Source organism: Bacillus sp. 7894-2 (assembly GCF_002272225.1).
Classification (GTDB): domain Bacteria; phylum Bacillota; class Bacilli; order Bacillales; family Cytobacillaceae; genus Cytobacillus.
In genome coordinates this window covers 1-25,900 of the sequence record NZ_NPDG01000010.1, presented here as the reverse complement: position 1 = coordinate 25,900, position 25,900 = coordinate 1, and the positions used below count along the sequence as shown (strand labels likewise).

General features: G+C 40.8%; 27 protein-coding genes and 1 pseudogene. 10 read left to right on the top strand and 18 right to left on the bottom strand.

Annotated elements, in window-relative coordinates; genetic code table 11:
• Window positions 1-36 precede the first annotated feature (36 nt).
• Both CHI10_RS02295 and CHI10_RS02290 read left to right on the top strand, forming a co-directional pair.
• Window positions 37-849, top strand: a complete 813-nt coding sequence (locus tag CHI10_RS02295; protein WP_179288930.1) for a CPBP family intramembrane glutamic endopeptidase — start codon at window positions 37-39, stop codon at window positions 847-849.
• A 107-nt stretch (window positions 850-956) separates the two neighbouring features.
• Complete coding sequence (locus CHI10_RS02290; protein ID WP_095242660.1) at window positions 957-1,250, top strand: HesB/YadR/YfhF family protein; 294 nt, start codon at window positions 957-959, stop codon at window positions 1,248-1,250.
• A 28-nt stretch (window positions 1,251-1,278) separates the two neighbouring features.
• Here the strand turns inward: CHI10_RS02290 and CHI10_RS02285 are convergent, their stop codons facing one another.
• The 9 genes from CHI10_RS02285 to acnA form a co-directional block, all read right to left on the bottom strand.
• The gene (locus CHI10_RS02285; RefSeq protein WP_095242659.1) at window positions 1,279-1,578 is read right to left on the bottom strand and encodes a hypothetical protein; all 300 of its coding nucleotides are present in this window, start codon (window positions 1,576-1,578) and stop codon (window positions 1,279-1,281) included.
• Window positions 1,579-1,597: 19 nt separating this feature from the next.
• Window positions 1,598-2,035: an acyl-CoA thioesterase gene (locus tag CHI10_RS02280; protein ID WP_095242658.1), complete on the bottom strand. Its 438-nt coding sequence runs from the start codon at window positions 2,033-2,035 to the stop codon at window positions 1,598-1,600.
• Window positions 2,036-2,037: 2 nt separating this feature from the next.
• Window positions 2,038-4,347, bottom strand: a complete 2,310-nt coding sequence (locus CHI10_RS02275; RefSeq protein ID WP_095242657.1) for an AAA family ATPase — start codon at window positions 4,345-4,347, stop codon at window positions 2,038-2,040.
• A 126-nt stretch (window positions 4,348-4,473) separates the two neighbouring features.
• Complete coding sequence (tlp, locus tag CHI10_RS02270) at window positions 4,474-4,725, bottom strand: small acid-soluble spore protein Tlp (protein WP_095242656.1); 252 nt, start codon at window positions 4,723-4,725, stop codon at window positions 4,474-4,476.
• A gap of 148 nt (window positions 4,726-4,873) precedes the next feature.
• A complete protein-coding gene (locus CHI10_RS02265; protein ID WP_035332449.1) occupies window positions 4,874-5,017 on the bottom strand; it encodes an acid-soluble spore protein N in 144 nt (47 codons plus the stop codon).
• A 62-nt stretch (window positions 5,018-5,079) separates the two neighbouring features.
• On the bottom strand, window positions 5,080-5,211 hold the full coding sequence (locus CHI10_RS02260; RefSeq protein WP_179288929.1) for an FbpB family small basic protein: 132 nt from the start codon (window positions 5,209-5,211) through the stop codon (window positions 5,080-5,082).
• Between the two features lie 233 nt (window positions 5,212-5,444).
• The gene (locus tag CHI10_RS02255; RefSeq protein ID WP_095242654.1) at window positions 5,445-5,966 is read right to left on the bottom strand and encodes a peroxiredoxin family protein; all 522 of its coding nucleotides are present in this window, start codon (window positions 5,964-5,966) and stop codon (window positions 5,445-5,447) included.
• A 55-nt stretch (window positions 5,967-6,021) separates the two neighbouring features.
• Window positions 6,022-6,438, bottom strand: coding sequence for a hypothetical protein (locus tag CHI10_RS02250; RefSeq protein ID WP_095242653.1), 417 nt, complete (start codon window positions 6,436-6,438; stop codon window positions 6,022-6,024).
• Window positions 6,439-6,539: 101 nt separating this feature from the next.
• Window positions 6,540-9,248 carry an aconitate hydratase AcnA gene (gene acnA / locus CHI10_RS02245; RefSeq protein WP_095242652.1) on the bottom strand — a complete coding sequence of 903 codons (2,709 nt, stop codon included), beginning with the start codon at window positions 9,246-9,248 and terminating at the stop codon, window positions 6,540-6,542.
• Window positions 9,249-9,600: 352 nt separating this feature from the next.
• Between acnA and sspO the strand changes: the two genes are divergently transcribed.
• Entirely contained in the window at window positions 9,601-9,750 is a 150-nt protein-coding gene (gene sspO, locus CHI10_RS02240; RefSeq protein WP_095242651.1) for a small acid-soluble spore protein O, read from the top strand.
• Window positions 9,751-9,783: 33 nt separating this feature from the next.
• Here the strand turns inward: sspO and CHI10_RS02235 are convergent, their stop codons facing one another.
• Window positions 9,784-10,041 (bottom strand): DUF2524 family protein, encoded by a 258-nt coding sequence (locus tag CHI10_RS02235; protein WP_095242650.1) that lies wholly within the window; start codon window positions 10,039-10,041, stop codon window positions 9,784-9,786.
• A 261-nt stretch (window positions 10,042-10,302) separates the two neighbouring features.
• Here CHI10_RS02235 and CHI10_RS02230 point away from each other — a divergent pair, with 261 nt between their 5' ends.
• Window positions 10,303-10,449, top strand: a complete 147-nt coding sequence (locus CHI10_RS02230; RefSeq protein WP_095242649.1) for a small acid-soluble spore protein P — start codon at window positions 10,303-10,305, stop codon at window positions 10,447-10,449.
• 44 nt (window positions 10,450-10,493) lie between these two features.
• On the opposite strand, the gene selA is transcribed toward CHI10_RS02230, so the two are convergent.
• Window positions 10,494-11,891: an L-seryl-tRNA(Sec) selenium transferase gene (gene selA, locus CHI10_RS02225; RefSeq protein ID WP_095242648.1), complete on the bottom strand. Its 1,398-nt coding sequence runs from the start codon at window positions 11,889-11,891 to the stop codon at window positions 10,494-10,496.
• A gap of 92 nt (window positions 11,892-11,983) precedes the next feature.
• Here selA and CHI10_RS02220 point away from each other — a divergent pair, with 92 nt between their 5' ends.
• Window positions 11,984-12,385 carry an Hsp20/alpha crystallin family protein gene (locus CHI10_RS02220; RefSeq protein WP_095242647.1) on the top strand — a complete coding sequence of 134 codons (402 nt, stop codon included), beginning with the start codon at window positions 11,984-11,986 and terminating at the stop codon, window positions 12,383-12,385.
• Window positions 12,386-12,470: 85 nt separating this feature from the next.
• On the opposite strand, the pseudogene CHI10_RS02215 reads toward CHI10_RS02220, so the two are convergent.
• Window positions 12,471-12,653: pseudogene (locus CHI10_RS02215) on the bottom strand (Rdx family protein); the annotation flags it as partial.
• Between the two features lie 179 nt (window positions 12,654-12,832).
• On the opposite strand from CHI10_RS02215, the gene CHI10_RS02210 reads away from it, so the two are divergent.
• A complete protein-coding gene (locus CHI10_RS02210) occupies window positions 12,833-13,576 on the top strand; it encodes an arylamine N-acetyltransferase family protein (RefSeq protein WP_095242645.1) in 744 nt (247 codons plus the stop codon).
• A gap of 34 nt (window positions 13,577-13,610) precedes the next feature.
• On the opposite strand, the gene CHI10_RS02205 is transcribed toward CHI10_RS02210, so the two are convergent.
• Both CHI10_RS02205 and CHI10_RS02200 read right to left on the bottom strand, forming a co-directional pair.
• On the bottom strand, window positions 13,611-14,555 hold the full coding sequence (locus tag CHI10_RS02205; RefSeq protein ID WP_095242644.1) for an L-threonine 3-dehydrogenase: 945 nt from the start codon (window positions 14,553-14,555) through the stop codon (window positions 13,611-13,613).
• 51 nt (window positions 14,556-14,606) lie between these two features.
• Window positions 14,607-15,797 (bottom strand): glycine C-acetyltransferase, encoded by a 1,191-nt coding sequence (locus CHI10_RS02200; protein WP_095242643.1) that lies wholly within the window; start codon window positions 15,795-15,797, stop codon window positions 14,607-14,609.
• A 352-nt stretch (window positions 15,798-16,149) separates the two neighbouring features.
• Here CHI10_RS02200 and arcA point away from each other — a divergent pair, with 352 nt between their 5' ends.
• The 4 genes from arcA to CHI10_RS02180 all read left to right on the top strand — a co-directional run bounded on the left by arcA (window position 16,150) and on the right by CHI10_RS02180 (window position 21,978).
• On the top strand, window positions 16,150-17,385 hold the full coding sequence (gene arcA / locus CHI10_RS02195) for an arginine deiminase (RefSeq protein ID WP_095242642.1): 1,236 nt from the start codon (window positions 16,150-16,152) through the stop codon (window positions 17,383-17,385).
• Window positions 17,386-17,666: 281 nt separating this feature from the next.
• A complete protein-coding gene (gene katA / locus CHI10_RS02190) occupies window positions 17,667-19,124 on the top strand; it encodes a catalase KatA (RefSeq protein ID WP_095242641.1) in 1,458 nt (485 codons plus the stop codon).
• Window positions 19,125-19,331: 207 nt separating this feature from the next.
• On the top strand, window positions 19,332-20,885 hold the full coding sequence (locus tag CHI10_RS02185) for an ABC-F family ATP-binding cassette domain-containing protein (RefSeq protein WP_095242640.1): 1,554 nt from the start codon (window positions 19,332-19,334) through the stop codon (window positions 20,883-20,885).
• Between the two features lie 238 nt (window positions 20,886-21,123).
• On the top strand, window positions 21,124-21,978 hold the full coding sequence (locus tag CHI10_RS02180) for a DegV family protein (RefSeq protein ID WP_095242711.1): 855 nt from the start codon (window positions 21,124-21,126) through the stop codon (window positions 21,976-21,978).
• Between the two features lie 33 nt (window positions 21,979-22,011).
• Here the strand turns inward: CHI10_RS02180 and CHI10_RS02175 are convergent, their stop codons facing one another.
• The 4 genes from CHI10_RS02175 to hisC are packed head-to-tail and all read right to left on the bottom strand — an operon-like array spanning window position 22,012 to window position 25,824.
• Window positions 22,012-23,166, bottom strand: coding sequence for a homogentisate 1,2-dioxygenase (locus tag CHI10_RS02175; protein WP_095242639.1), 1,155 nt, complete (start codon window positions 23,164-23,166; stop codon window positions 22,012-22,014).
• A 9-nt stretch (window positions 23,167-23,175) separates the two neighbouring features.
• Complete coding sequence (locus CHI10_RS02170) at window positions 23,176-24,099, bottom strand: fumarylacetoacetate hydrolase family protein (protein ID WP_095242638.1); 924 nt, start codon at window positions 24,097-24,099, stop codon at window positions 23,176-23,178.
• 4 nt (window positions 24,100-24,103) lie between these two features.
• Entirely contained in the window at window positions 24,104-24,724 is a 621-nt protein-coding gene (locus tag CHI10_RS02165) for a flavin reductase family protein (RefSeq protein ID WP_095242637.1), read from the bottom strand.
• 5 nt (window positions 24,725-24,729) lie between these two features.
• Window positions 24,730-25,824, bottom strand: coding sequence for a histidinol-phosphate transaminase (gene hisC, locus CHI10_RS02160; protein WP_095242636.1), 1,095 nt, complete (start codon window positions 25,822-25,824; stop codon window positions 24,730-24,732).
• Window positions 25,825-25,900 lie beyond the last annotated feature (76 nt).

Here is a 25,900-nt window from a genome sequence, read left to right as displayed (position 1 = left end):
AATGGTAAAATATCTTGTATGCAGGGAGGTTCTATTATGAAAACCGTAAATGTTAATAAGTCTCTTCCTTTTTTGCAGCTAAGCGTATTCACCGCTGGCGTATTGCTTTTTCAATCGAAGCTTTTCGCTTTCGCTTTCATTCTTTCGTTTGGCCTTATCATTTTTTTATTGCTTCTCTCAAAGCAGGAGCGTGTTTTTTCCTGGACCATTGCCGGATATTTAACAGGCAGCCTTTTGTTTCTTTATGGTGATAAGCTGCTTGATGCACTGCCCCTTCCATACTATATCTTATTGATATTGAATCGGTTTCTTCTGGTGATCCCGATACTGATTCTGGTCTATATTTCAATAAAGTTTAATAAAACGGCCTTCCCCTTTCTGCAAAAACCGGATTGGAATTCCCTCATATTTTTCCCATTCATATGGAGCGGTTTCCATTCAATAAAAATAAAGTATTTTCTTATGATTGCTATCCTAATTAATTTTGCTGCATTTGCTTATTCTATTTTTTCAGCAAATATCTCGTTTTCAAGGGACTTTTTAATATTCCTGATTGGCTTCTCGATTGTAAACGGGATAATGGAAGAGCTTTTATGGAGAGGAATCATCTTATCCAGAATGGCTGAACTGTCAGGAGAAAAGACAGCAGTTCTTTTTTCGGGGCTGGCATTTGGATTTTCTCATATCATGCTTGGCTACTCATTTGTTTTGTGTCTGCTGTTTGCTGTCGGAGGGATATTTTACGCGGCCGTCACAGTGAAATCCCAAAGCATCTTTCCTGCTTTCATATGGCATATGGCCATGAACGTATTTATGATTTTAAGCGGTTTAATATCTTTTCCAGGATAGTTGAGTGCTGACATGGCCATCAAAAAAGAAATGCAGCAGACATTTTATTCGCGCATAAGGAAAAACTAGCCTATAATATGACTATCACCCAAGAGGAGGAATTTCAAATGAACATACATATCGAAGATCAGGCTGCCCAATGGCATCAGGAAGAAATGCTCTTAAATAAGGGTGACTTCGTCCGCTTTTTTGCAAGATATGGAGGCTGCAGCACTGTTCAGCAGGGATTTTCATTAGGCGTCTCGAATGAACAGCCACATGACGCAGGAGTGCAGACTGAAAAAAACGGAATTACTTACTTTATCGAAGAAAAGGACTTATGGTACTTTGATAATCACGATTTGTTCGTGACATTTAATAAAAAAGCACAGGAACCTGAATTCAAATATACCAATGAGTAAAAGAAGCAGACACTGCCTGCTTCTTCTTTCATTTCAGCTGTTCCAGCTGCTCCAACAGCTTCTCTTTTTCAAGGATTTCCTTCTGCCTGGCCCCAATCAAATCAAAGTGTGAGTAGCCATCAGTCCGATAATCAATCCACTCCGGCTTAAGGCCATGCGATTCTCCCCAATCAATCAATTTCTTCAAATCTGAACAGCCGACCTTTGTGACCGTTTTACACCCAGGGAATCGCTCATCTAACCAATAATGAGTTAAAAAAGCAATTTCACCACGGTCTATTTTCCTCTTCCATTCTTGAAGATCTTTCCTTCGAAGGCCGAATGCCATTTTTAATCTCCATCCTTTATTATCTGACAGCACCTTCAGGCTGTTTTTTTGCCTTTTCATATGCTTCATGCCAATCAGGATATTTCTTTTTAATTGAGATTGGGCGGAAATTATCCTTTTTGACGCAAACATGCTTGGACAAGCCTGTTACGGCAAGCTCTCCTACATCATTGAATATTTCATATCCATAGCTGACGCGGAAACCGTCATACTCTTCAATCCAGGTCTTAATTGTTGCAGTTTGCCCGTAGCGCAATGGTTTTTTATAAGAAGCAAGGATATCCAGAACAGGAGAGATGATTCCATCCTTCTCCATTTCGGCATAACTGAATCCAAGATCTTTTATGATCTGTGTCCGGCCAAGCTCCATCCATACCAGGTAATTGGCATGGTATACTACTCCCATTTGATCTGTTTCTGCATACCTAACCTCTATTTCTCTTGTTGAGATGAGCATCCCTATTCCCCTTTACTTATTTTATTTAAAGCGATTTCGAAATCCGGCTTCTCCAAAATGCTTACCTGCTCAATATCCTCAGCAAGTGCTGAAACAATTCTCATGGCCTGTGCCTGAATGGCCTCATCCGCAAGATTGGCCGCAAAACGTCCATTCCCGTTTACTACAATCTTTGATAAAGTGTGGTTAAGGTAATCCTTTGCTTCCTCCGTTAGAGTGTATTCATATTTTCCAGCATACGAAATAATAATTTCCAGGAGCTCTGCGGTTGAATAATCCTTGAAATGAAAGAACTTTTTGAATCGGGACTTTAACCCAGGGTTACTTGCCAATAGCTTCTCCATTTCATTCGGGTAGCCAGCCAAAACAACGATAAGATTTTCATTATGCTTTGTCATTTCATCCACTAACGTATCAATGACTTCTTTGCCAAAATCTCCTGATGTCTGGGAAAGAAGTGAATATGCCTCATCGATGAATAGGACGCCGCCTAATGCCTCTCTTATCTTTTTCTTTGTCTTGATAGCAGTTTGGCCAACATAGCCGGCTACAAAATCAGCACGGCTCGCAACCATTAAATGTCCGCGTTTCAGGAATCCGCATTCCTTCAGCAATTCTGCATAGATCTTTGCTACAGTCGTTTTTCCTGTACCCGGATTACCGGTGAATACTGAATGGAGCTGGATTGGGACAACCGGAAGATCTTTTTCACGGCGCATCTGCTGCATTTTAACAAAGGACACTAAGTTTTGAACTTCTGTTTTAACTGTTTCAAGTCCAACCAGCCGGTCAAGCTGCTCCTGTGGATTCATCAGTTTTTCTTCTTCTTCACTTTCAAAATCCTCTTTTTCCAAAAGTGTATACGACATGATGTTTTCATTATTTTTTGCTTGTGAGCCTTTTTTAAAAATCGCATCCAAAACAATGTTTCTGACAGTCCTCGCATTACCGAAAGTATCATCAACCCGTTCTTTTTCAATACGTTTGCCCAGTTCCTGCTTTGCTCCTTCAGTAAGGACATAGTCATTATCAGCAGACAGCTTTTCAGCAATCTGCAAAAGCTCCATATTCGTATAATCAGGCAGTGCAATAAAGTTCGACTCCGGGAAACGGCTGCGGAGACCAGGATTGCTGTCGAGAAATTGTCTCATCTCTTCTGGATAACCGGCCATGATAACCGCAAACTTTCCTCCGTACTCAGTTCCAGTCATGAGCGATACAAGGGTATCAATGGCAGTTTGTCCATAATCGCTGCCAGTCTGCCCCTCACGCTTTAAGCTGTATGCCTCATCAATGAACAGTACACCGCCGATCGCCTTTTCAACAGCAGCCCTGACATTTTCTTCTGTTTGCCCGACAAATCCGCCAACCAGCTGTGATCGGTCAGCTTCGATCACTTCTTCCCGAGGCAAAACACCAAGGCTATGATAAATCTTTGCCAACAGCCGTGCGATAGTTGTTTTTCCCGTACCTGGATTTCCGGTTAGTATCATGTTAAGGCTGAGTTCATCCTTTGTCTGAAAACCCAGTGACTTGCGTTCGTTTTGATATTTTAAAAACCGATAAAAGTCATGAACTCTGCTTTTGACCGAGTTAAGGCCAACCATGTCATTAAGTTCATCCAGTGGATCGGTTTGTACTCCAGATTCCTCTTCCTCTGATTCAAATATCTCTTTCCAGTCATTTTTAAGTCTGTTGATGGCACTTAAGTGATTTTTCATATCTGTATAGTATGTTGAAGTATGGAAGACACCTGAAATGGATTGTTCATATTCCTCAGAAGCCTTTAAAAGAAAAGCTGTCTCTTCAATAGCTTTATCAAGTATTTCAGTTAACTTCCGGTATTCCTCATCCTCATAGGCATGCTGCTTTTTTTGCAGGTCTTCTAACTCGTCATCCGCTTTGTTCATAAAGCTTCGGCAAATTTCTATAAATTGCTCAGCTGTTTTCTTTTTAGCAGCTCTGTTATCGGTTTCCCGTATCGGCGGGAAAGTCAATGCTTCAAGGAGATTGCTTTTATTTTTCCATTCGGATTTTCCTAATTGGGCCGCTGCCAATGTATTGCCAGTGTCCAGCTCAACTGCTTTCTGCAGCCATGCACTGGCAAGAGTATCATCAGTATTCTTATTTAACCGGGAGATAGCAGCCAGGGCTAATAATTCCGAAAGCAGACCTGGATTTGTCTTTTCATTCATATTCTTAATTACATTCAGCAACTCTGCTTCATTTTGTATGTATCCGTATTGATCAAGCTCATTTTTCCATTGGCCAACCTTAATTTCTGATTTAACCTGTCTATTCTGCTGTGTCATCGATTATCACTTCTTCTTCTTAGTTTCCTCAACTTATCTTACCATATTTCAATAATTATCTATAAGGATGCGCTCCATATCTCCATAGGAAAAGACCTAATCATAATCGATTAGGTCTTGAAGCTGTCAATAATTATTTTTCTCGCTGCTATTGCCGTTTTGCTGTGCCTGGTATTCATCCTTGATTTCTGAACGGAAAGAGTCAAGACTTTCCCGGCGGCGCTCATTTTTAGCTTCAATTCTGGCAAGATCTTCTGCATTGGCATACTTCATTGATTCTTCAGCCTCGTCCATGTTCTCAATCGTATGAACGATCATGGATTGAAGCTTTTCAACGTTATCGCTGCGATCATCAGGGTTTGGTCTATTATATGCCATGGTATGTTCCTCCCTTTGTTAGGTGATGGTACAGATTTAGTTTGTGAAAGAACAAGAAAAATATTGGCGGAAAAGTGTGGGTTGCTTGCCTGATATATTCGGAAGCAAAAGAACCTGCCGTTAAAATAATGGCAGGTTCTATTTTCAATTATTCGCCTTTAGTTTGTATTACTTGAGCATGCTGTCCGGATTTGTCCTGCATCTTCTTGCCTTTGTTGCCGCCAAATCCGCGTGATTGTGTACCGATATGGTTCGGATTGAAATGATTAGGGTGTCTTTTTGGATTACTCATTCATATCCCTCCTCATTTAAAGTTTGTGCATTTGAAGAGGGTTTCATGATTGGCAAGTAATTCTATTCAGCCTTATTCAGACGTTTGAGCTCGAGGCGCTCTTCGATTTTTTCCATAGCATCATGATCTTTAAGCAGCTGGTTTTTATTTTCTAGTACTAATTCAGCAAAGGAGCGTTTTCTAGGCTTTCTCATAAATCTTTCACCTTCCTTTAATAACATTGTAACAATCATTATCTCCAGAAAACCGTTAAATTATTACAACTTTTCGAAAATTTAATCCGCATATACCCAGACTACGTGAAAAAAGCTCATAAGGTTCGTTTTTATTGGTAAAACATTCAGAAAATATTAATTCTAATTAAATTTTTCCCTTTTTATGACTGCATAAACCTATAAAAAAAACATCTGCTTTTGCAAATGTTTTTCTACATTTCATCTATATACTGATTCATAAGCTCCACAGACATCGCACTTAAATATTTATTCCGAATAATTCCCTCTTCATCAATAAAAAAAGTGGTTGGAATTGTTATTATTTGATAAGCGTTAGAAGCTTTTTCGTCCACATCAAGTAAAATCGGAAAGTTTACTCGCATTTCTTTAGCAAACCCTGCTACATCAGACTGAGGATCGATGTTCACCGCCAATATAGCAACTTCATTTCCCTTCTGAGTATAAAATTTTTGAATATCAGGCATTTCAGCTTTACATGGAGGACACCAGGTTGCCCAAAAATTCAGCATGACTTTTTTTCCTTTGTAATCTGAGAGCTTGACTGTTTCCCCCTGCAGATTTTTCAATTCGAAATCGGGGGCTTTCAAGCCTATTCCTAATCCTGTCTGATTAACGGGCCGACTTTCGACTTCACCTTTTTCAAAAGCCTGCACTGCAAAAACCGCGGTAATTATGACTAATAACACAGATGCTGCAAACATTTTTTTGAACATGCTGTTTTCCCTCCCGGCTTTTTAAGCCTTTTTGCTTCCTTGATTGTATTTTAACCTAGAAAAGCAAAATTAATAAGGTTCTGAACAGCCAATAAGACAGCATAAATGTGACAGATCCGTAAACAATTCCTTGAATCCATTTATTCAGCGGATAGTTGTATTTCTTAATAGCCAATACTAAATAGAATATAGCAAAAGAAGCTCCTAAAATTATTCCTTTCCTTCCTCCTGAGAAATATAGAATTCCCATCGCGCTGCTTAAAATATTTTCTGTTTGGAAAAGGATTGAACTAAACTTATAAGTAAAAAAGCCAATAAGAACTGCATTCAAGATGACATTCATAAAAACTTTTTTATATTCCCCACTGTCTCTTAAGACTTGTACAAAAGTGAAATAAGAAACAATTCCTGAAAGCAGGACTATTACCCATTCGTACTTCACTAATACTGGTCCAATCAAAAAAGCACCCAATATCAGCCCTCCATATTAAAGATACTATCAAGAAACCTAAACCCGTATGTTTTGTAAAAAAAAAACCGCTATGTGAGCAAACACATAGCGGCGGGTTAAAATTAGTTAGCCAATTTGTCACGAAGAACCATTTGAAGGATTCCGCCATGACGATAGTAATCGATTTCAACTTCAGAGTCGAAACGGACAAGAACTTCAAATGTAGTCTGGTTGCCGTTCTCATCTGTAGCTGTAACCTTAACAAAGTCACGTGGTCTAACATTTTCGTCGATTTGAACATCGATCGTTTCTTTTCCTGACAAGCCAAGAGTTTCTGCACTTTCGCCTTCCTTGAACTGAAGTGGAAGAACTCCCATTAGTACAAGGTTAGAACGGTGGATACGCTCATAGCTTTCAGCAATAACTGTTTTAATTCCAAGCAGGTTCGTACCTTTTGCAGCCCAGTCACGGGAAGATCCCATTCCATAGTCTTTGCCGGCAAGAACAACAAGGCCAGTTCCATCTTCTTTATACTTCATGCAAGCATCATAGATAGATGTAACTTCACCAGTTGGCCAGTAAGTTGTAAATCCGCCTTCTGTGCCTGGCGCAATTTGATTGCGGATACGGATGTTTGCAAATGTACCGCGCATCATTACCTCATGGTTACCGCGTCGGGATCCATAAGAGTTAAAGTCACGTGGTTCAACACCGTTCTCGCGAAGATATTTTCCTGCTGGCGTATCTTTTCCGATCGCACCTGCCGGAGAAATATGGTCAGTTGTTACAGAATCACCGAATTTGCCGACAACACGCAATCCTGATAAAGGTTTAACTTCAGCAGCATTAGGAGTTAAGCCTTCGAAGAATGGAGGGTTCTGAATATATGTTGAATTATCATCAAATGTATATAAAGGCTCATTGCTTGTTTGAATTTGATTCCAGCGAGCATTATCGTCAAATACATGCTCATATTCTTTACGGAACAATTCAGGTGTAACTGTCTGTTTAACCACTTCATTAACTTCAGCAGTAGATGGCCAAATATCGTTAAAGAAGACATCGTTGCCATTCTTGTCTTTTCCGATTGACTCGTTTTGAAGATCGATATCGACAGTTCCAGCTAGTGCATAAGCGACTACTAATGGCGGAGAAGCCAGGTAGTTAGCTTTTACAAGCGGATGGATACGTCCTTCAAAGTTACGGTTACCGGAAAGAACAGATGTTACAAGAAGATCGCTTTCAGCTACAGCCTTTTCGATTTCTTCTCTTAATGGACCGGAGTTACCGATACATGTTGTACAGCCATAGCCAACAAGGTTGAATCCAAGCTGTTCCATGTATGGAAGAAGTCCTGAATCACGCAGGTATCCAGTAACAACCTTAGATCCCGGTGCTAAAGAAGTTTTTACGAACTTAGGAACTTCCATTCCAAGTTCAACTGCCTTTTTCGCCACTAAACCTGCACCAACTAAAACGTAAGGGTTTGAAGTATTTGTACAGCTAGTGATTGCCGCAATGCCAACAGCACCCGTTTTCATCTTGGTTGAATCGCCATTTGCAAATTCAACAGTGACTTCTTTGTCGATTTCTTTCTTATCCAAGCCAAAGCCCTGGTTGCCCTGTGGAGCAGTTATCGCGTCATTGAACTCCTTTTTCATTGCTGAAAGCGGAATTAAATCCTGCGGACGCTTAGGACCTGAAAGGTTCGCTTCAATTTCGGAAAGATTGATTTCAACTACATTTGTGTATACCGGCTCTAAAGATGGATCGAAGAACATTCCATTTTCTTTGCAGTATTTTTCAACAATCTTGATTTGCTCTTCAGGACGTCCAGTCAGGCGCATGTAATCAAGGGCTTCTGCATCAACAGGGAAGAAACCGCAAGTTGCACCGTATTCCGGAGCCATGTTAGCAATTGTAGCGCGGTCAGCCAATGGAAGCTGTGGGACACCAGGGCCGAAGAATTCTACAAATTTGCCAACCACTCCCTGGCTGCGCAGTACTTGAGTTACTTTTAATGCAAGGTCAGTAGCAGTTGTTCCGTTAGGAAGCTCTCCAGTAAGCTTAACCCCTACAACTTCAGGAACAGGGAAATATGAAGGCTGGCCAAGCATACCTGCTTCAGCTTCAATACCTCCTACACCCCATCCAAGAACGCCGATACCGTTGATCATGGTTGTATGGGAGTCAGTACCTACAAGAGTATCAGGGAAGGCTTCGTAATCACCTTCCGTTGTCTCAAGCGCATGAACAACATTCGCAAGAAACTCAAGGTTTACCTGGTGAACAATACCTGTTGCAGGCGGAACTGCACGATAATTGTCAAATGCTTTTTGTGCCCAGCTTAAGAACTGGTAACGCTCTGCATTTCGCTCGAATTCAAGCTCCATGTTGGCCTCAAGTGAATCAGGTGTTCCATACTTATCTACCTGTACAGAGTGGTCAATAACCAGATCAACTGGCTTCTCAGGATTAATTTTGTCAGGATCTCCACCCATGTCAGCCATTGCCTTACGCAATGAAGCAAGGTCAACTACTGCCGGAACTCCAGTGAAGTCCTGCAGAATTACACGTGATGGTTTAAAAGGAACATCTACTTCTTTTACTTCAGAAGTTCCCCATTTTGCCAGGTTTTCAACATGCTCTTTTGTAATTACACGGCCGTCATATTGACGAAGTACTGATTCCAATAATACCTTAATTGAATAAGGCAATTTGGAAACATTACCTACTCCAGCTTGTTCCAGAGCTCCTAAATGATAGTAATGATAGCGCTTCCCGTCCAGATCAAAGGATTTGCGGGAATTGAACACATCGTTCTTTGCCAAATGTATTACCCCCTCTTTCAATAAACATCATATACCAAGTGTTAGGTAATTGTCGAAAAGTTTGAATTTTCGTCCATCCTTACTTTTCTCACAATTCCTATATTAATACAACCTGCTATATAAGTAAATAACAAGAAAGTTATTGTTTTTGATAAGTTTTTCTTATCATAATTTCTCATTTACTCGATTAAGTCTTTTAAATGCCGTAATTGATAGTGTTTTTCAATTAGACAAAAATTCCATACCTTGCCTGGTTATTATTCTGCAAAAACGAAAAAGGGAATCCGCCGGTCCAAAAAACAACATAAATTGACATTATCCAAGGAAAAATAGTAACAGGGAGGTGATGACTATGGCTAAAAGAAAGTCTAATCATATTATTCAAGGTATGAACGCTGCACAGGGCCAGGGCATAGGCGCAGGGTATAATGAGGAATATGCGAATGAACCATTAACAGAAGCTCAAAGGCAAAACAATAAAAAGCGGAAGAAGAATCAATAAATAATACCCGGCTGAACTGCAGCCGGGTAAATTCTAATACTGATTTACATCATCAACCATGGATCTTAAATCCTGCTGGAATCTTTCCAGCTGCGCTCGCTGATGGTCAGATGCAACCTCCAGGGCATTTTCAATTTGAGAGTATGCTTCATTTACTTCCTGCTTCAGATGTTTTAGCTGATGTCCATAACTGGCAGAATCTCTTACAATTTCAGCGTAAAGCTCCTGGGCATCTTCCATTCCCTGCTGTGCTGCCTGAAATGCCTGCTGTTTATCTTTATGGTATGGCATGTTTATTTCACTCCTAATAAAATTTGTACCATTAAATTGCGCAATAGTATCATAAAATATTCCGAGGAATCTCTTAGGAGCAAATCTTGACATTCAGCCACATTTTGCAAGGCAATTTTTCAATGGAAAAGAGACAAACTAACACATGAGATGAAGGTGAATATCACCTTGTATCTTTTTACCCGTCAGCCATTAAGACGGAAGCGGCATATCAGCTGCCTGGAGCGGAAGAAACATCCTATTAACCGAGGAGGACTTCAATTGAACAAAAACAATGGCAAAGACATGCGAAAGAATGCACCTAAAGGACATAATAATGATGGACAGCCTGAACCATTGAGCGGCTCTAAGAAAGTAAAAAACCATAACCACACCAGACAAAAACATAATTCACACCACGATATGTGAATACAAAGAAGCAGCTGCCTCATCATCAGGCACCTGCTTTTTCTTTAAACAGCAGTTAAAGCATTTATTATAGTATCCTCTTCTTCAGGAGTTACTGTCCTAAGGTCAATCAGAATTTCTTCCTTTTGAATCCTGACTATTATGGAGGAATTAATCCTTAACTGGCGGCCGATATGATCTGCTGAATATTGAAGGTGCTTTAAAACAGCAATCCAGGATGGAAGCTCTACATCAGGCATCGTGCCTCCTCCAACCTGCCCTGTACTCTGTCTCATCGAGCATACATAATCGTTCCCGGCGGCTTGTAATCTGTTAAGAAATTGGGACGTTCTTACTTTGAGTTCATCACTGGTCATCAAAACATCATGGACCACCGGAATATTTTTCAGACCCTCTTCGCCTTTTATGTAATCAATAAGAGTGCCTTCGAGAGCAGCAATTGTCATTTTATCTACCCGGAGAACCCGGGCAAGCTGATGCTTTTGCAGCTTTTCGATTAATTCCTTTCTTCCGGCAATAATTCCTGCCTGAGGGCCGCCCAAAAGCTTATCTCCACTGAAAGAAACGATATCTGCCCCCATTTTTAAAACATCGCTGACTGCTGGTTCATTTCCGATTCCTTTGCTTTTAAAATCGAATAGTGCACCGCTGCCCAGATCTTCATAAAATATGAGGTTTTTTTCTTTTGATAGGCGGGCAAGTTCCCCGGTGCCGACTTCTTTCGTAAAACCAATAATTTTAAAATTGCTCGTGTGCACCTTCATAATCATAGCTGTATCTTCATTTATCACTTTATTATAATCTTCCAGGTGGGTTTTATTTGTTGTTCCCACTTCAACGAGCTTTGCCCCGCTCTCTTCCATTATGCTTGATACCCTGAAGGAGCCTCCGATTTCAACAAGCTGTCCACGGGAAACGATTACTTCTTTTTCATCCGCAAGAGCTCTTAAAATGAAATAAACGGCAGCAGCGTTATTATTGACTGCCATGGCTGCTTCTGCACCTGTCAGTTCTTTGATCAGATTTTCCAGGTGACTATGCCTGGATCCCCGTTCGCCTTTATCCAGGTTATACTCCAAATTGGAATAGTTCATGGCAGCTTCAAGCATATGATCTGCTGCAGACTTGCTTAACCGTGCCCGGCCAAGATTAGTGTGAAGAACAGTGCCAGTAGCATTAATAACCCTTTTAAGTGTATATCCATACCGAACAGTGATTAACTTTTCTGCTTTTTGAAATATAAGGTCCGTAAACTTTTCCGTACCGGGCTCCTCACCGGTCCAGTTCCCGGCAAGAATAGTATTCCTAATATCAGAAATTACCTCTTTCAACATGTTGGTTGTATGTATAAAGTCAAGTCCATACTGTTTCATTAAATGAGTAAAACGCCGGTCTTTTTGCAGTTCATGCACCGGCAAAATTTTTCTGACTGTACTCTTCATAATATCCCTCCAGCATTTGCCCCGTTATTATATCATTTTTCACTAATTTGCATGAAATGAATACTATAGAAGGAAACAAGGGGGTTTTGAAGTTGAACAAAAAGGAAGATTTCCATCCGTTTAATTTGAGTGAATTGGAAAAATGGATGGAGGATTATTACCTGGACCCGCTTTCTTCTTATTTGGATCAGATAACATTCCGCATCGACTTATACGATACAGAAGCACAGATTATTGTTGAGGCGCTTTTAACGGGATGTGCCTCAAAAGATGTAACCGTTTCCCTAAAAGAAGACAGCATAATCATCAAAGCTGCTAAAATAGATGACACAAAAGCAATTCGGCGCGGACAACCATGCATGCGAAAAGTTAAACTGCCTTTCTCCGTTGTAAATAAAAAGGTTAGTGCAGATTTTGCAAATGAGATATTAGAGATTTTTATTAATAAAAATGAAGCGGGACCGGGATGCAATAGAGAGATAATCATCGATTAATAAACTGAGATAGGGGTTGCCTTTACCCTTTGTTTACATAGATCAGCAAAAAACCTCCTCCGCCCGGAGAAGGTTTTTTACCATTTTATTTTTGCATTTTTTCGATGATTTCTTTGGTTTTAGGAAAAACGCCTGTATCCAGCTTAGAATAAAGCTTTTCTCCATTAACTGTTACTTCAAAAGCTCCGCCCTTGCTTGGAACCAATTCCATTTTCGAGATCTCAGAATGAAAATGCGTAAATAGCTCTTCCGCGAAACTCGCGGCTTTAGGTGCGTAGTTTCACATCATGCAAAATTCAACTTTTACTTCATAAGCCATATTTAAACCTCCGTGTGTAATTTGTTAGAATGTAAATATAAAGACATTCTAGTATAACTGTCTTATTACTGCAAATCGATTTGTTTTTCCTTCTAAATAGAAAGCAAAAAAATTTATGGAGTGATTTGATGGATGCACAAAAATACCTGCAGCGAATTAAAGTTTCGGCTGACCGTAATCTGGATCTTGAATATCTGACAGAACTGCAAAGCGGGCATATGCTCAATATTCCATTTGAAAACTTGGATGTGACACGAAAAATCCCCATAAGGCTGGACACAGATTTGTTTTCTGAGAAAATACTAGGGCGGAGCCGGGGTGGCTTTTGCTATGAATTAAACGGTCTGTTTCAACTTCTTCTGGCAGAACTGGGATATCAATCACATCTCATTTCCTGCACCGTTAAAAAGCCTGATGGATGGGTCAGAGATGATTCTCATGCAGCTATATTGGTTTACTTGCACGAGCTTCCTTATTTGGTTGATGTAGGGTTCGGTGATTCCGTCCGGCAGCCTCTGCCTTTAACCGGTGAGGAAAAAACCGATGTCAGCGGAACATACAGGATAAAAGCGACAGCCGAAGGAAAGTTTGATCTTCAGCGTCTTGAGAATGCCAAATGGAAAATTCTATACCGATTTTCTGATAGGCCGGTGCAGCTTTACCACTTTTATGATGCCTGTTTATTCAATCAGACTTCACCTGAATCCCATTTTACACATGGCGATCTGGCGACTATTGCTACAAAGGATGGCCGTATTACACTATCAGGATTAGCTGTTACCAAGTCTGAAGAATCCGGTAAAAATAAATTCGAACTAACCGTGGGGGAAAAAGAAGATTTTCTTCTCGGGCAATTTAACATAAAATTGTAAAAGGGACAGCCAAGCGGCGTCCCTTTTTATTTGATCATAATTTTGTTCTTAATTTATCAAGCATATCAGCAGTCATTTTTGCTAAGTCAAAATCTGCTTTGAATCCCCACTCTTCTCTTGCTGCTGAGGCATCAATCGAATTTGGCCAGCTGTCTGCAATTCCCTGGCGTACAGGATCCACTTCATAGGAAATTTCAAATCCTGGGACATGCTTTCTGATTTCAGCCGCAATCTGTTCAGGTTCAAAACTCATCGCTGTTACATTAAAGGAGTTGCGGTGGATGAGTTTATCTGCATCAGCTTCCATTAAATCAATGATAGCATTCAGCGCATCCGGCATATACATCATATCCATATATGTGCCTTTGTCGATGTAGGATGTATAGCGGCCATTTTTAATGGCTTCATAATAGATCTCAACAGCGTAATCAGTCGTTCCGCCCCCTGGAGGAGTTACATAGGAGATTAAACCAGGGAATCTCAGGCCTCTGGTATCCACACCAAACTTGTAATAGTAGTAATCCGACAGCAATTCGCCTGCAACCTTATTCACGCCATACATTGTAGTAGGGCGGTGAATCGTATCCTGTGGAGTGTTGTCTTTAGGTGTAGAAGGTCCAAATGCACCAATGGAGCTTGGCGTAAAGAATTGTGCATTGCACTCTCTAGCTGTTTCAAGTGCATTCATAAGTCCGCCCATATTTAAATTCCATGCAAATACCGGGTTAGCCTCAGCTGTAGCTGATAATAGAGCAGCCATATGAATAACTGTATCTACATTATATTTCTTTGCTGTGTCCATCATTGATTTTGCATCGGTAACGTCAACCATTTCAAATGGTCCTGAATTAGCAGCCTCAGAATCATTTTTTCTGATGTCTGTTGCGATAACATTATCTGTTCCATAGATTTCTCTTAATTTCAAGGTTAGTTCAGAGCCGATTTGACCTAATGCTCCCGTAATCATAATCCGTTTCATCTTATTCCTCCAACGTTTCCTCTTTGCCTTAGTTTGTATATATAGCCGAACTTAAATAATTCCCATTTCCTTGCCGACTTTTTCATATATTGCAATTGCCTGATCCAGCATTTCTTTCGTATGTGCTGCAGATGGCATGTTTCTGACACGGCCCGTTCCCCTTGGAACAGTCGGGAAGACGATTGATTTTGCATAAACGCCTTCTTCATTGAGCTTTTTGCTGAATTCCTGTGTTTTTACTTCATCCCCAACAATACAAGGAGTAATCGGCGTTTCGCTGTCGCCTATATCAAAGCCTAATTTTTGCAGCCCGTCCTTAAGGTAGTTAGCATTTTCCCATAACTTTTCATTCAGTTCAGTACTTTCCATAAGCAGTTCAATAGCTTTCGTGCTTGCTGCTACATCTGCAGGTGTTAAAGATGTAGAGAATAGGAATGGTCTGCTGCGTACTTTCAGCCAATCAATTAAATCCTTTTTGCCGGCCACATATCCACCAACAACACCAATTGCCTTTGAAAGTGTGCCGATCTGAAAATCGATTTTGTCGGAAAGGCCGAAGTGCTTAACAGTGCCCGCTCCCTTTCCAAGAACTCCTGAACCGTGTGCATCATCCACATATGTGATCAGATCGAACTCTTCCGCGATTTCCACGATCTCAGGAAGCTTTGCGATATCCCCATCCATCGAGAAGACTCCGTCAGTAATAACCATGATTTTGTTGTACTGTCCTGATTCTTTCGCTTCCTTCGCTTTAGCTCTTAAATCTTCCATGTCAGAATGATTTACGCGAATAATCTTGGCTTTTGATAAGCGGCATCCATCAATAATGGAAGCATGGTTCAGCTCATCAGACAAAATGGCATCATTTTTATCCATAACAGCAGAAATAGCAGCCATGTTACAATTAAATCCGGATTGGTATGCGATAGCTGCTTCTGTATGTTTGAACTCAGCCAGCTTTTCTTCAAGTTTCGTGTGAAGTTCAAGCGTTCCATTGATCGTGCGGACAGCACCTGCTCCAACACCAAATTTTTCAATTGCTTCGTTTGCAGACTTTTTTAGTCTTTCATCAGTTGCCAAACCTAAATAATTATTGGATGAAAGATTAATTAGTTCTCTGCCGTTGATTTTGATTATTGGACCATTTGGGCTTTCAAGCGGGTCGATTACGTTGTAAAGTCCTCTATCTTTTAAATCCTCCAGGTTTTCCTGTAAAAAAGCATCTAAAATTTTGCTGGTCATATCAGTATCCCCCAGTGCATTTTTATTGAATGTCGCCAACTAATACACAACTGTACTTTTAGAGTGGACATTTTTTGAGTAAATAAAGTTAGCTATGTAAAGGTTTTTCCACATTATACTTTAACACAATTTTTCATTTTGTACACTTATGAAGGACAGATTTTCTATTGGTGTTTCTTTGAAATTTCCTTATAAACAGTTTTCCCTATTATCTAGAAAAAATTTACCTGCATATTTAGCTAAATTGAATAAATATACACATAATTGATCTGTTTACTCTATGATTGCACAGGGAACCAATCAAACATAGAACAATAGGTCAGGCATTAAGCCTTTGGAGGTAATTATTATAATGAAACATCCGCTAAACGTAACTTCGGAAATAGGAGAATTAAAGACGGTCCTTCTGCATAGGCCGGGTAAGGAAATCGAAAACCTTACGCCTCAATATTTGAAAAGACTTTTATTCGATGACATTCCATTTCTGCCTGCCATTCAAAAAGAACATGATTATTTCGCCAATATTTTAAGCAACCGGGGAATTGAGGTCTTATATCTCGATAAATTGATGACAGAAGCCATACAGCAGGACGAGGCAAGACTGGCTTTTATTGAAAAGGTCTTATGGGAAAGCCAATCTAATATCAATGGTTCCTATGATACAGTGAAAGAGTATCTCTTATCTCTTTCTCCCGATGAACTGGTTAAGAAAGTGATGGCTGGTGTCGTTAAGTCGGATATTGATCAGGATAAGAAAATTCATCTTCATGAAATGATGCCGGATCATTATCCTTTTTATCTCGACCCCATGCCTAACCTCTATTTTACGAGGGATCCGGCTGCGGTTATCGGTGAAGGCATTACGATTAATCGAATGCATGAGCCTGCAAGGAGAAGGGAATCCATTTTTATGGACTGCATCATGAATCATCATCCGCGTTTTAATAAACATGAGATCCCTGCTTACTTTAAGCGTGATGACCTCTACTCTCTTGAAGGCGGAGATGAGCTGATTTTAAGTGACGAAGTGGTTGCCATTGGCGTCAGTGCAAGAACCTCTGCACAAGGAATTGAAAAACTTGCACGAGAGTTATTCTCCCGTCAGGATGCCATTAAAAAGGTTGTGGCAGTTGAAATCCCTAAAATCCGCGCATTCATGCACCTGGATACCGTTTTCACCATGATCGATCATGATAAATTCACCTACCATCCTGCTATTGAAGATAGAGATGGCAGTATGAAGATTTACATACTGGAACAGGAGAATAATTCAGAAACTCTTAAGATTACAGAGAAAAACTCACTGAAAGAAACATTGAAAGAAGTACTTCATCTTAATGAATTAGTGTTAATCCCCTGCGGAGGAGGCTGCCCGATTGCATCGGCACGCGAACAGTGGAACGATGGCTCCAATACACTCGCCATCGCTCCCGGTGTAGTTGTCACTTACGACAGAAACTATGTTTCAAACGACGTACTCCGGCAAAATGGAGTTGAAGTCATTGAAATTCTCAGCTCGGAACTTTCAAGAGGCCGTGGCGGCCCAAGATGCATGAGCATGCCGATCATAAGGGAGAATATTAGCTAATAAATCGGGCGGTTGCCAAACCGCCCGATTTTTTATATTAGAGATCATTCCAACTCCTACTCCTTCCCCTTTCAAAAAACAAGTTCTTTTAGGTAAAAACGAAAATATAAATATACTAATGCCCTTTTCAAACAAGCAATTGCCTGCTCTTTTTATAAGATGTTCCTCTTAATAATTTATATTTATTTATAATTATTATAAAAAAGTATTGATTTTACTTTGAGAAGTGTTATCATTGCAAATATAAGCAAGTTATTAAACTTTTATGAGGTGATTATAGAATGACAAAAAAAAATAATCTCACAACAAGCTGGGGCGCGCCAGTTGGCGATAACCAAAATTCAATGACTGCCGGCTCAAGAGGGCCAACATTAATTCAGGATGTACACTTGCTGGAAAAGCTCGCCCATTTTAACAGAGAACGTGTGCCTGAGCGTGTTGTTCATGCAAAAGGTGCCGGTGCACATGGCTATTTTGAAGTTACAAATGACCTCACTAAATATACAAAAGCAGCTTTTCTATCTGAAGTAGGCAAAAGAACGCCTTTATTCATCCGCTTTTCAACTGTAGCCGGCGAACTTGGTTCTGCAGATACTGTACGCGATCCGCGCGGCTTTGCTGTTAAATTCTATACAGAAGAAGGAAACTACGATCTTGTAGGAAACAACACGCCTGTATTCTTTATCCGGGATGCCATCAAGTTCCCTGACTTTATTCATACACAGAAGCGTGATCCTAAGACTCATTTGAAAAATCCGACTGCCGTCTGGGACTTCTGGTCCTTATCCCCTGAGTCGCTGCACCAGGTAACCATCTTAATGTCTGACCGGGGAATTCCTGCAACACTAAGACATATGCATGGGTTTGGAAGCCATACCTTCAAGTGGGTAAATGATAAGGGCGAAGGCGTCTGGGTGAAATATCACTTTAAAACAGAGCAAGGTGTTAAAAACCTCAGTGTCGAAGCTGCAGCTAAAATGGCAGGCGAAAATCCGGATTACCATACAGAGGACTTATTCAATGCAATTGAGAATGGAGACTATCCTTCCTGGAAGCTTTGCGTGCAAATCATGCCGCTTGAGGATGCAAATACTTACCGTTTCGACCCATTCGATGTCACGAAAGTGTGGTCACAAAGAGATTACCCATTAATCGAAGTAGGACGTATGGTTCTCAATAGAAACCCGGAAAACTACTTTGCTGAAGTTGAGCAGGCTACCTTCTCTCCCGGAACTCTAGTACCTGGCATTGATGTGTCACCTGATAAAATGCTTCAGGGCCGCCTGTTTGCCTACCATGATGCACACCGTTACCGTGTAGGTGCAAACCATCAGATGCTGCCAATCAACCGCCCTAAAAACGAAGTGCAAAATTACCAGCGTGACGGCCAGATGCGCTTTGATAACAATGGCGGAGGAACTGTTTATTACGAGCCGAACAGCTTTGGGGGGCCAACTGAAGTACCGGAGCACAAGCAGGCTGCATACCCTGTATCCGGTTTAGCCGAAAGCGTTGCGTACGACCATAATGACCACTACACACAAGCCGGTGATCTATACCGCTTAATGAGTGAGGAAGAACGCTCCCGTCTTGTAGCAAACATTGTTGCTGCCATGACGCCTGTGGAAAAAGAAGAAATAAAGCTTCGCCAGATTCAGCATTTCTTTAAAGCTGATCCTGACTACGGCACACGTATTGCTAAAGGTCTTGGCCTTGCAGTGCCGCAGGGAGTAAAGTAAACTACTAAAAATAGCGAAAGGTGCCATAAGCTGCTTGGCACCTTTTTTCGTGGTGAAGTGCTAGTATGACCCCCTATTTACTGATCCCCAACATTACTGCCGCGACTACTATTTATCCAATAATGAAGCAGGAAATAACTTTAGATAGAAAAAACATTCTAAATCTAGTAAGATATCCACATGGAATATTAGAGAAGGGGTAAAAAAATGAGCGTATTAAATGTACAAAACTTAAGTCACGGTTTCGGTGATCGTGCGATTTTTAATGATGTGTCTTTTCGGCTTTTAAAAGGTGAACATGTTGGACTGGTTGGGGCAAATGGTGAGGGTAAGTCTACTTTCATGAATATCGTGACCGGGAAGCTGCAGCCTGACGAGGGGAAAGTTGAGTGGTCACGAAAGGTTCGTGTAGGTTACTTAGACCAGCATGCTGTACTTAAAAAAGGCACTTCTATGCGTGAGGCTTTAAGTACTGCTTTTCAATATCTTTTTGATGCTGAAACAGAAATCAATGAACTTTATGCAAAAATGGGTGATGAAGGTGCTGATATCGATGCATTACTTGCAGAAGTTGGAGAGCTGCAAGAAACTTTAGATAGTAATGATTTCTATCAAATTAATTCAAAAGTTGAGGAAGTTGCCCGTGGCCTGGGATTAGACGAAGTTGGACTTGATCGGGATATAGATGATCTTAGCGGCGGGCAGCGTACCAAAGTTTTGCTGGCTAAGCTTTTGCTGGAAAAGCCAGAAATTCTATTACTGGACGAGCCTACAAACTATTTGGATGAACAGCATATCGAATGGCTGAAGCGCTATTTACAGGAATATGAGAATGCATTTATTTTGATTTCTCATGATATTCCATTCTTAAACAGTGTTGTTAACTTGATATATCACATGGAAAACCAGGAATTGAATCGCTATGTTGGCGACTATGATAACTTCTTAAATGTATATGAAATGAAAAAGCAGCAACTGGAGGCTGCATACAAGCGCCAACAGCAGGAAATTGCCAATTTAAAGGATTTCGTTGCCCGCAACAAGGCAAGTGTGGCAACTCGTAATATGGCGATGTCCCGTCAAAAGAAGCTCGACAAAATGGAAGTTATTGAATTGGGGAGAGAGAAGCCGAAACCAGAGTTTATTTTCAAAGAAGCCCGTGCAGCCAGCCGCTGGATTTTCACGACTGAAGATCTTGTTATTGGTTACAACGAACCACTTTCCCGCCCTCTGAATTTGAAAATGGAACGCGGACAAAAAATTGCATTCGTGGGTGCTAATGGTATTGGTAAGTCTACTCTTTTAAAAAGTATTCTTGGCTTGATTAACCCCATTTCGGGAAAAGTGGAACGCGGTGAGTATCAACACATCGGTTACTTTGAGCAGGAAGTTAAACAGTCAAACTACAACACTTGTATTGAAGAGATCTGGAGCGAGTTCCCAAGTATGAATCAGGCTGAAGTTCGTGCTGCTCTTGCAAAATGCGGGTTAACGACGAAACATATTGAAAGTAAAGTCGAAGTTCTTTCTGGTGGCGAAAAAGCAAAAGTTCGATTATGTAAAATTTTAAACACAGAAACGAATTTATTAATTCTGGATGAACCTACCAATCACTTGGATGTGGATGCAAAAGAAGAATTAAAACGTGCTCTAAAGGCATATCGCGGAAGTATTTTGATGGTATCCCACGAACCGGATTTCTATCGTGAAATTGCCACAGATATTTGGAATTGTGAGGATTGGACAACTAAAGTTTTTTAAATAAAGATCAAGCATTCCCCTGCCACGCAGGGGATTTTTTTATTGTTCACAAAACATTCTTATTTGCCTTCAAGTGCTCCATCTATACCTTCTAACTGACATACTAAGGACTTTCCTATAAATGGATCACTAAAAAGCAATACAGGTAATGGTCTATTCGTGTATAATGAGGGGAGTTTTCAATAATGGAAGCGGTTCAATTTATACCAAAATAATTGACAAAGGACTTAAAACATTCATGATAAAAAAGAAAATTGCCTGGATTACAGACAGCACAGCCTATGTTACTAAGGAGCTGCTGGAACATCCTGACGTTTATGTAGTTCCTCTAACCATTACATTCGGTGAGGAATCGTATGAAGATGGTATTGATTTAAATACAGATCAGCTTTATAGCCGGATTCGGAATGAAAAAGAAGTTCCAAAAACTTCGCAGCCCTCTGCCGGAAGATTTGCCGAACTATTTGAATCATTGAAGCATGAATATGATGCTGCAGTTGCTGTCCATGTATCCAGCAAGCTTAGCGGCACGCTGAATAGCTGTTTAACCGGAGCAGAGCTGGCTGAGTTACCTATTTTTGCAGTTGATTCTAAATGCATGTCTTATGCCATTACATCATTGATCAATAAAGGATTAAAGCTTGCTGAAAATGATGTGCCGGCACATAAAATTGCAGATATCCTGCAAAGTGAGACAAACAAATCCGAGAACTATATATTGCTTGGAAGCCTTGAGCAATTTTATAAAGGCGGCAGAATGTCTGGCACACAATACCTGTTGGGAAGCATATTAAAAATAAAGCCAATTATCCGCATTAACCGGGACGGGGAGTTTGAACTGTTTGATAAAGTCCGTTCAGAAAAAAAAGCATTTAAAAGAATGATAGAATTGCTAGGGAATTCCTATGAAAACCACACAATTCCCCAGGTTCAAATCATGCATGGGAATGTGCCTGCCAAAGCGGAGGAACTGGCCGAAGAAATACAGTCTCATTTTCCGCGGCTTGATATTCTCATTGGTGATATAAGTTCAACGATCGCTGCCCATGCCGGTGAGGGAACATTGGCCATTATATGGCAAAACGAAAGTTAAAAAAGCACTCTCCAAAAGGAAAGTGCTTTTTTTCTATTCAACCCACGTGAACATGTAATTTTCATCTTCAATTAACTTAGCGTTTTTCACCAGTTTTAAAGGCTTGAATGTATCAATCATAACAGCAAGTTCGAGTGTTTCCTTTTTCCCGATGCTGGCTTCAGTTTTCCCCGGATGAGGCCCATGTGGAATCCCGCTCGGATGAAGGGTGATGGAGCCTTCTCTAATCCCCTTCCTGCTCATGAAATTGCCTTCCACATAGTACAGCAGTTCATCACTGTTGACATTGCTGTGATAGTAAGGGGCAGGGATGGCCTCCGGATGATAGTCATATAATCTTGGAACAAAGGAACACACAACAAAGTTATGTCCTTCAAATGTCTGATGGACCGGCGGAGGCTGATGCACCCTTCCAGTAATCGGTTCAAAATCTTCTATATTGAAGACCCATGGGTAAAGATAGCCGTCCCAGCCCTCCACATCAAGCGGATGATGATTCAGAATATGAGAATGCAAGTATCCCCTGGTTTTGGTGATAACTTCATATTCTCCTTTTTGATCATATGTTTCCAGTGTCTCCGGTCCCCGTATATCCCGTTCACAGAATGGACTATGTTCAAGCAGCTGCCCATACTCATTCCGGTATCTTCTTGGTGTTGTAATCTGGCTGAAAGACTCAACAAGGAGCACTTTAGTCAGCTGCTCTTTATCCGGAATCACGCGGTAAACAGTGCCAATCGGAATAATGACATAGTCTCCGGGGCGATAGGTTAAAGTTCCGAACATGGTCTCAACTTTCCCTGTTCCATAGTGAATATAGAGCATCTCATCTCCATCGCCATTCCGGTAAAAGCTTTTCATCGGCTCAGTAATATTTATGGTGCCTATTAAAAGGTCATCATTCCCGAGCAGATATTCCCTTGCTGAAAGTGCATCCCCTTTCTTTTCAATTTGATCTGTGAACAAATGCCGATGCTTTAAGCTCTCCTGATCTTCATACTCAGGAACATATTTTCCGATCAGTTCAGTTCGCGCTACTTCTGTCGGCATGTAGTGATGATAAAGAATGGATTGTGTCCCGGAAAAACCTTTTGTCCCCATTACCTGTTCCCTGAATAGGGTCCCATCCGATTTTTTGAAGGTCGTATGGCGCTTGTGCGGAATTCTTCCCATTTGACGATAAAACATATTTCCACCTCACTCATTTGCAATTCGATTTTTTAATATTCCGAGATTGCTAATCTCAAGCTCGATCTCATCTCCAGGCTTCAGCCAGCGGTGCACATCCGTACCAAGTTCAAGAATGCAGCCGCTGCCAACAGTCCCGGATCCTATCATTTCACCAGGGCAGAGGGTTACACCGTCAGAAGCACGCTCAATCATCTCGTTAAAGGAATAGTAGATATCCTGCATATTCCCCTCTGATAAAAGTGTTCCATTGACTTTTGCCGTCATGAGCAAATCATAGCCATTTTCAACACGGAAATTCTCAAGCTCATCCTTTGTCACGATATATGGCCCGACAGAAGTGGCAAAATCCTTCCCTTTGGCAGGGCCAAGACCTACCTTCATTTCTTTTCGCTGAATATCTCTTGCACTCCAGTCGTTCAGGATACAATACCCAAAAATATAATCATCCGCTTCGGCAGCTTTAATATCCTTTCCTTCTTTGCCGATGATACAGGCAATTTCGAGCTCGTAATCAAGCCATTCGCAATGCTTGGGACGTGAAATTTCTTCATTTGGACCCTTAATGCTCAGATGATTTGAAAAATAAAAGACGGGTATTTCATACCATTCGGATATCATATCAAGTCCGCGGTTATCTCTTGCCGTTTTTACGTGTTCTTCAAAAGCATAGAAATCCCGAAAGCTTTTTGGATTTGGCAGTGGAGCCATTAAGTTCACATCGGATACTGGATATACTCCTTTATCGGTGTTCATCAGTTTTTTGCTGGAAGTTAGGTATTCCATAAAAAACTCATGATTTTCAAGGAAAGCCAGCATTGTTTTTGGAAGAACACCATTGGTCGCTTCATGCATATCAACGGCATACTCCAGATTCTTCAGCCAGCCCGCTCTTATAGATCCATCCGGTTTTTGAAAGGTTATGAATTTCATGGCATCACCTTGGGTCCGTTTTTCGGATTAATTCAAATATATCAGTCATTGGCCTTGTATAGATATGTCCCGCCATCCGGCCAACAGGCTTCAGCTTTTCGGAATTAATCCTTCCATTTTCGTAAAGCTCTTCAGCAACATGCACATGCTCCACTTTTCCAATCACCAGGCTTCCTGAACCGGGATGTTCTCCAAAGTGAAGTACCTGATAGAGACTGCATTCCAAATGGACTTTTGATTCTTTAACCCGAGGCGGCTTGACAGCGGCACTCTTTTCTTTATCGAGACCCGCGGCGGCCAGTTCGTCTGTATCAGCCGGAAAATCTGCTGCACAAATATTCATCTTTTCGGTAAAGTCTTCACTGACGATGTTAATAACGAATTCCTTAGTGGCTTCAATATTAGCAAGCGTATCTTTCTTAGAGCCATCAGTCCCTTTTCGCATCGGTGAAAAGCAAATCAGCATCGGATCTGCACATATGGCAGTAAAAAAGCTGAATGGGGCTGCATTGACATTTCCATCGGTATCCATTGTGGTAACAAACGCAATGGGTCGCGGCAGAATTGAGCCAACCATCAGCTTATATGCGTCTTTCCACTCAAGACTCTGTGGATTTAATTCCATATGCCCTACACCGCCTTTTCATTTAGAAGTTTGTTTATCACAGCCAATGCCGCTTCATTATCTTCCCTTGTTCCTAAAGTCATCCGAAAAGCATCAAGATAGCCTTCAAGCTTCATTTTTCGGACCACTAAGCCATTTGCAATCAAGTTGCCTGCAATAGGAAGCTGGCTGAAAATATATATAAAATTAGTTTGGGAAGGAAAATAGCCGACATGTAATTCTGTTAGTTTTTGGCACACAAATTTCATCTCTTCGGCATTTTTATGTGCACAATCCTTTATAAAGTCCTGATCATTTAGTGCTGCAGAAGCCGCTGCCTGTGCCAGGTGGTTGACATTAAAAACATCTTTTACTTTATGAAGGTCATTCACGATCTCCGGATGCATGATTCCATAGCCGACACGGAGTCCGGCAAGACCGTAGATTTTGGAGAAAGTCCTTAGAATGATTAAGTTAGGCCTCTGTTCAAGAAGCGAAATAGAGTCAGGATAATCCTCGGAATTCACATATTCAAAGTATGCTTCATCAAGAATAATCAGTATATTCGAAGGAACTTTATCAATGAATTGCAGCAGTTCTGTTTTACCGACTATTGTTCCTGTAGGATTGTTGGGATTGCAGATAAACACCATTTTTGTTTTTTCGTTTATCTTCTCATACATGGCACTTAGATTATGTGTTCCCTTTTGCAGCGGCACTGTTATCGCACTGCCTCCTTCAATCAGGACGTTTGTTTCATAACGCGGAAATGTATTCTGAGCCATGACCGCTTCATCTCCAGCACATATGTATGCTCTAGTCAATAATCGGATGATTTCTTCTGAACCATTGCTGACCAGAAAGTTATCTTCTCTTATATTATAGAAGCCGGCCAGTTTGCGTTTGAGCAGGGAAACAGTGCCATCCGGGTAAAAGTAAAGACTGTTCATTGCTTTGCTGATGCTGTTCCTGACTTCGGGTGAACACCCATACACATTTTCATTATCAGACATTTTCCGGACAGCCATTAAATTGTACTTTTCTTTGATCTCTTCCGGCGAGCTGCCAAGCGGATAAGAAACAATCTTCTCCACAGCGCTTTTTGTCTGGATTCTAGCCATCTGGATTGCCTCCTTCTATAAATATGGTTATTTTCTTATGTTATCTTCAATTCTCAATTTTGCCCGTTGATTTCCG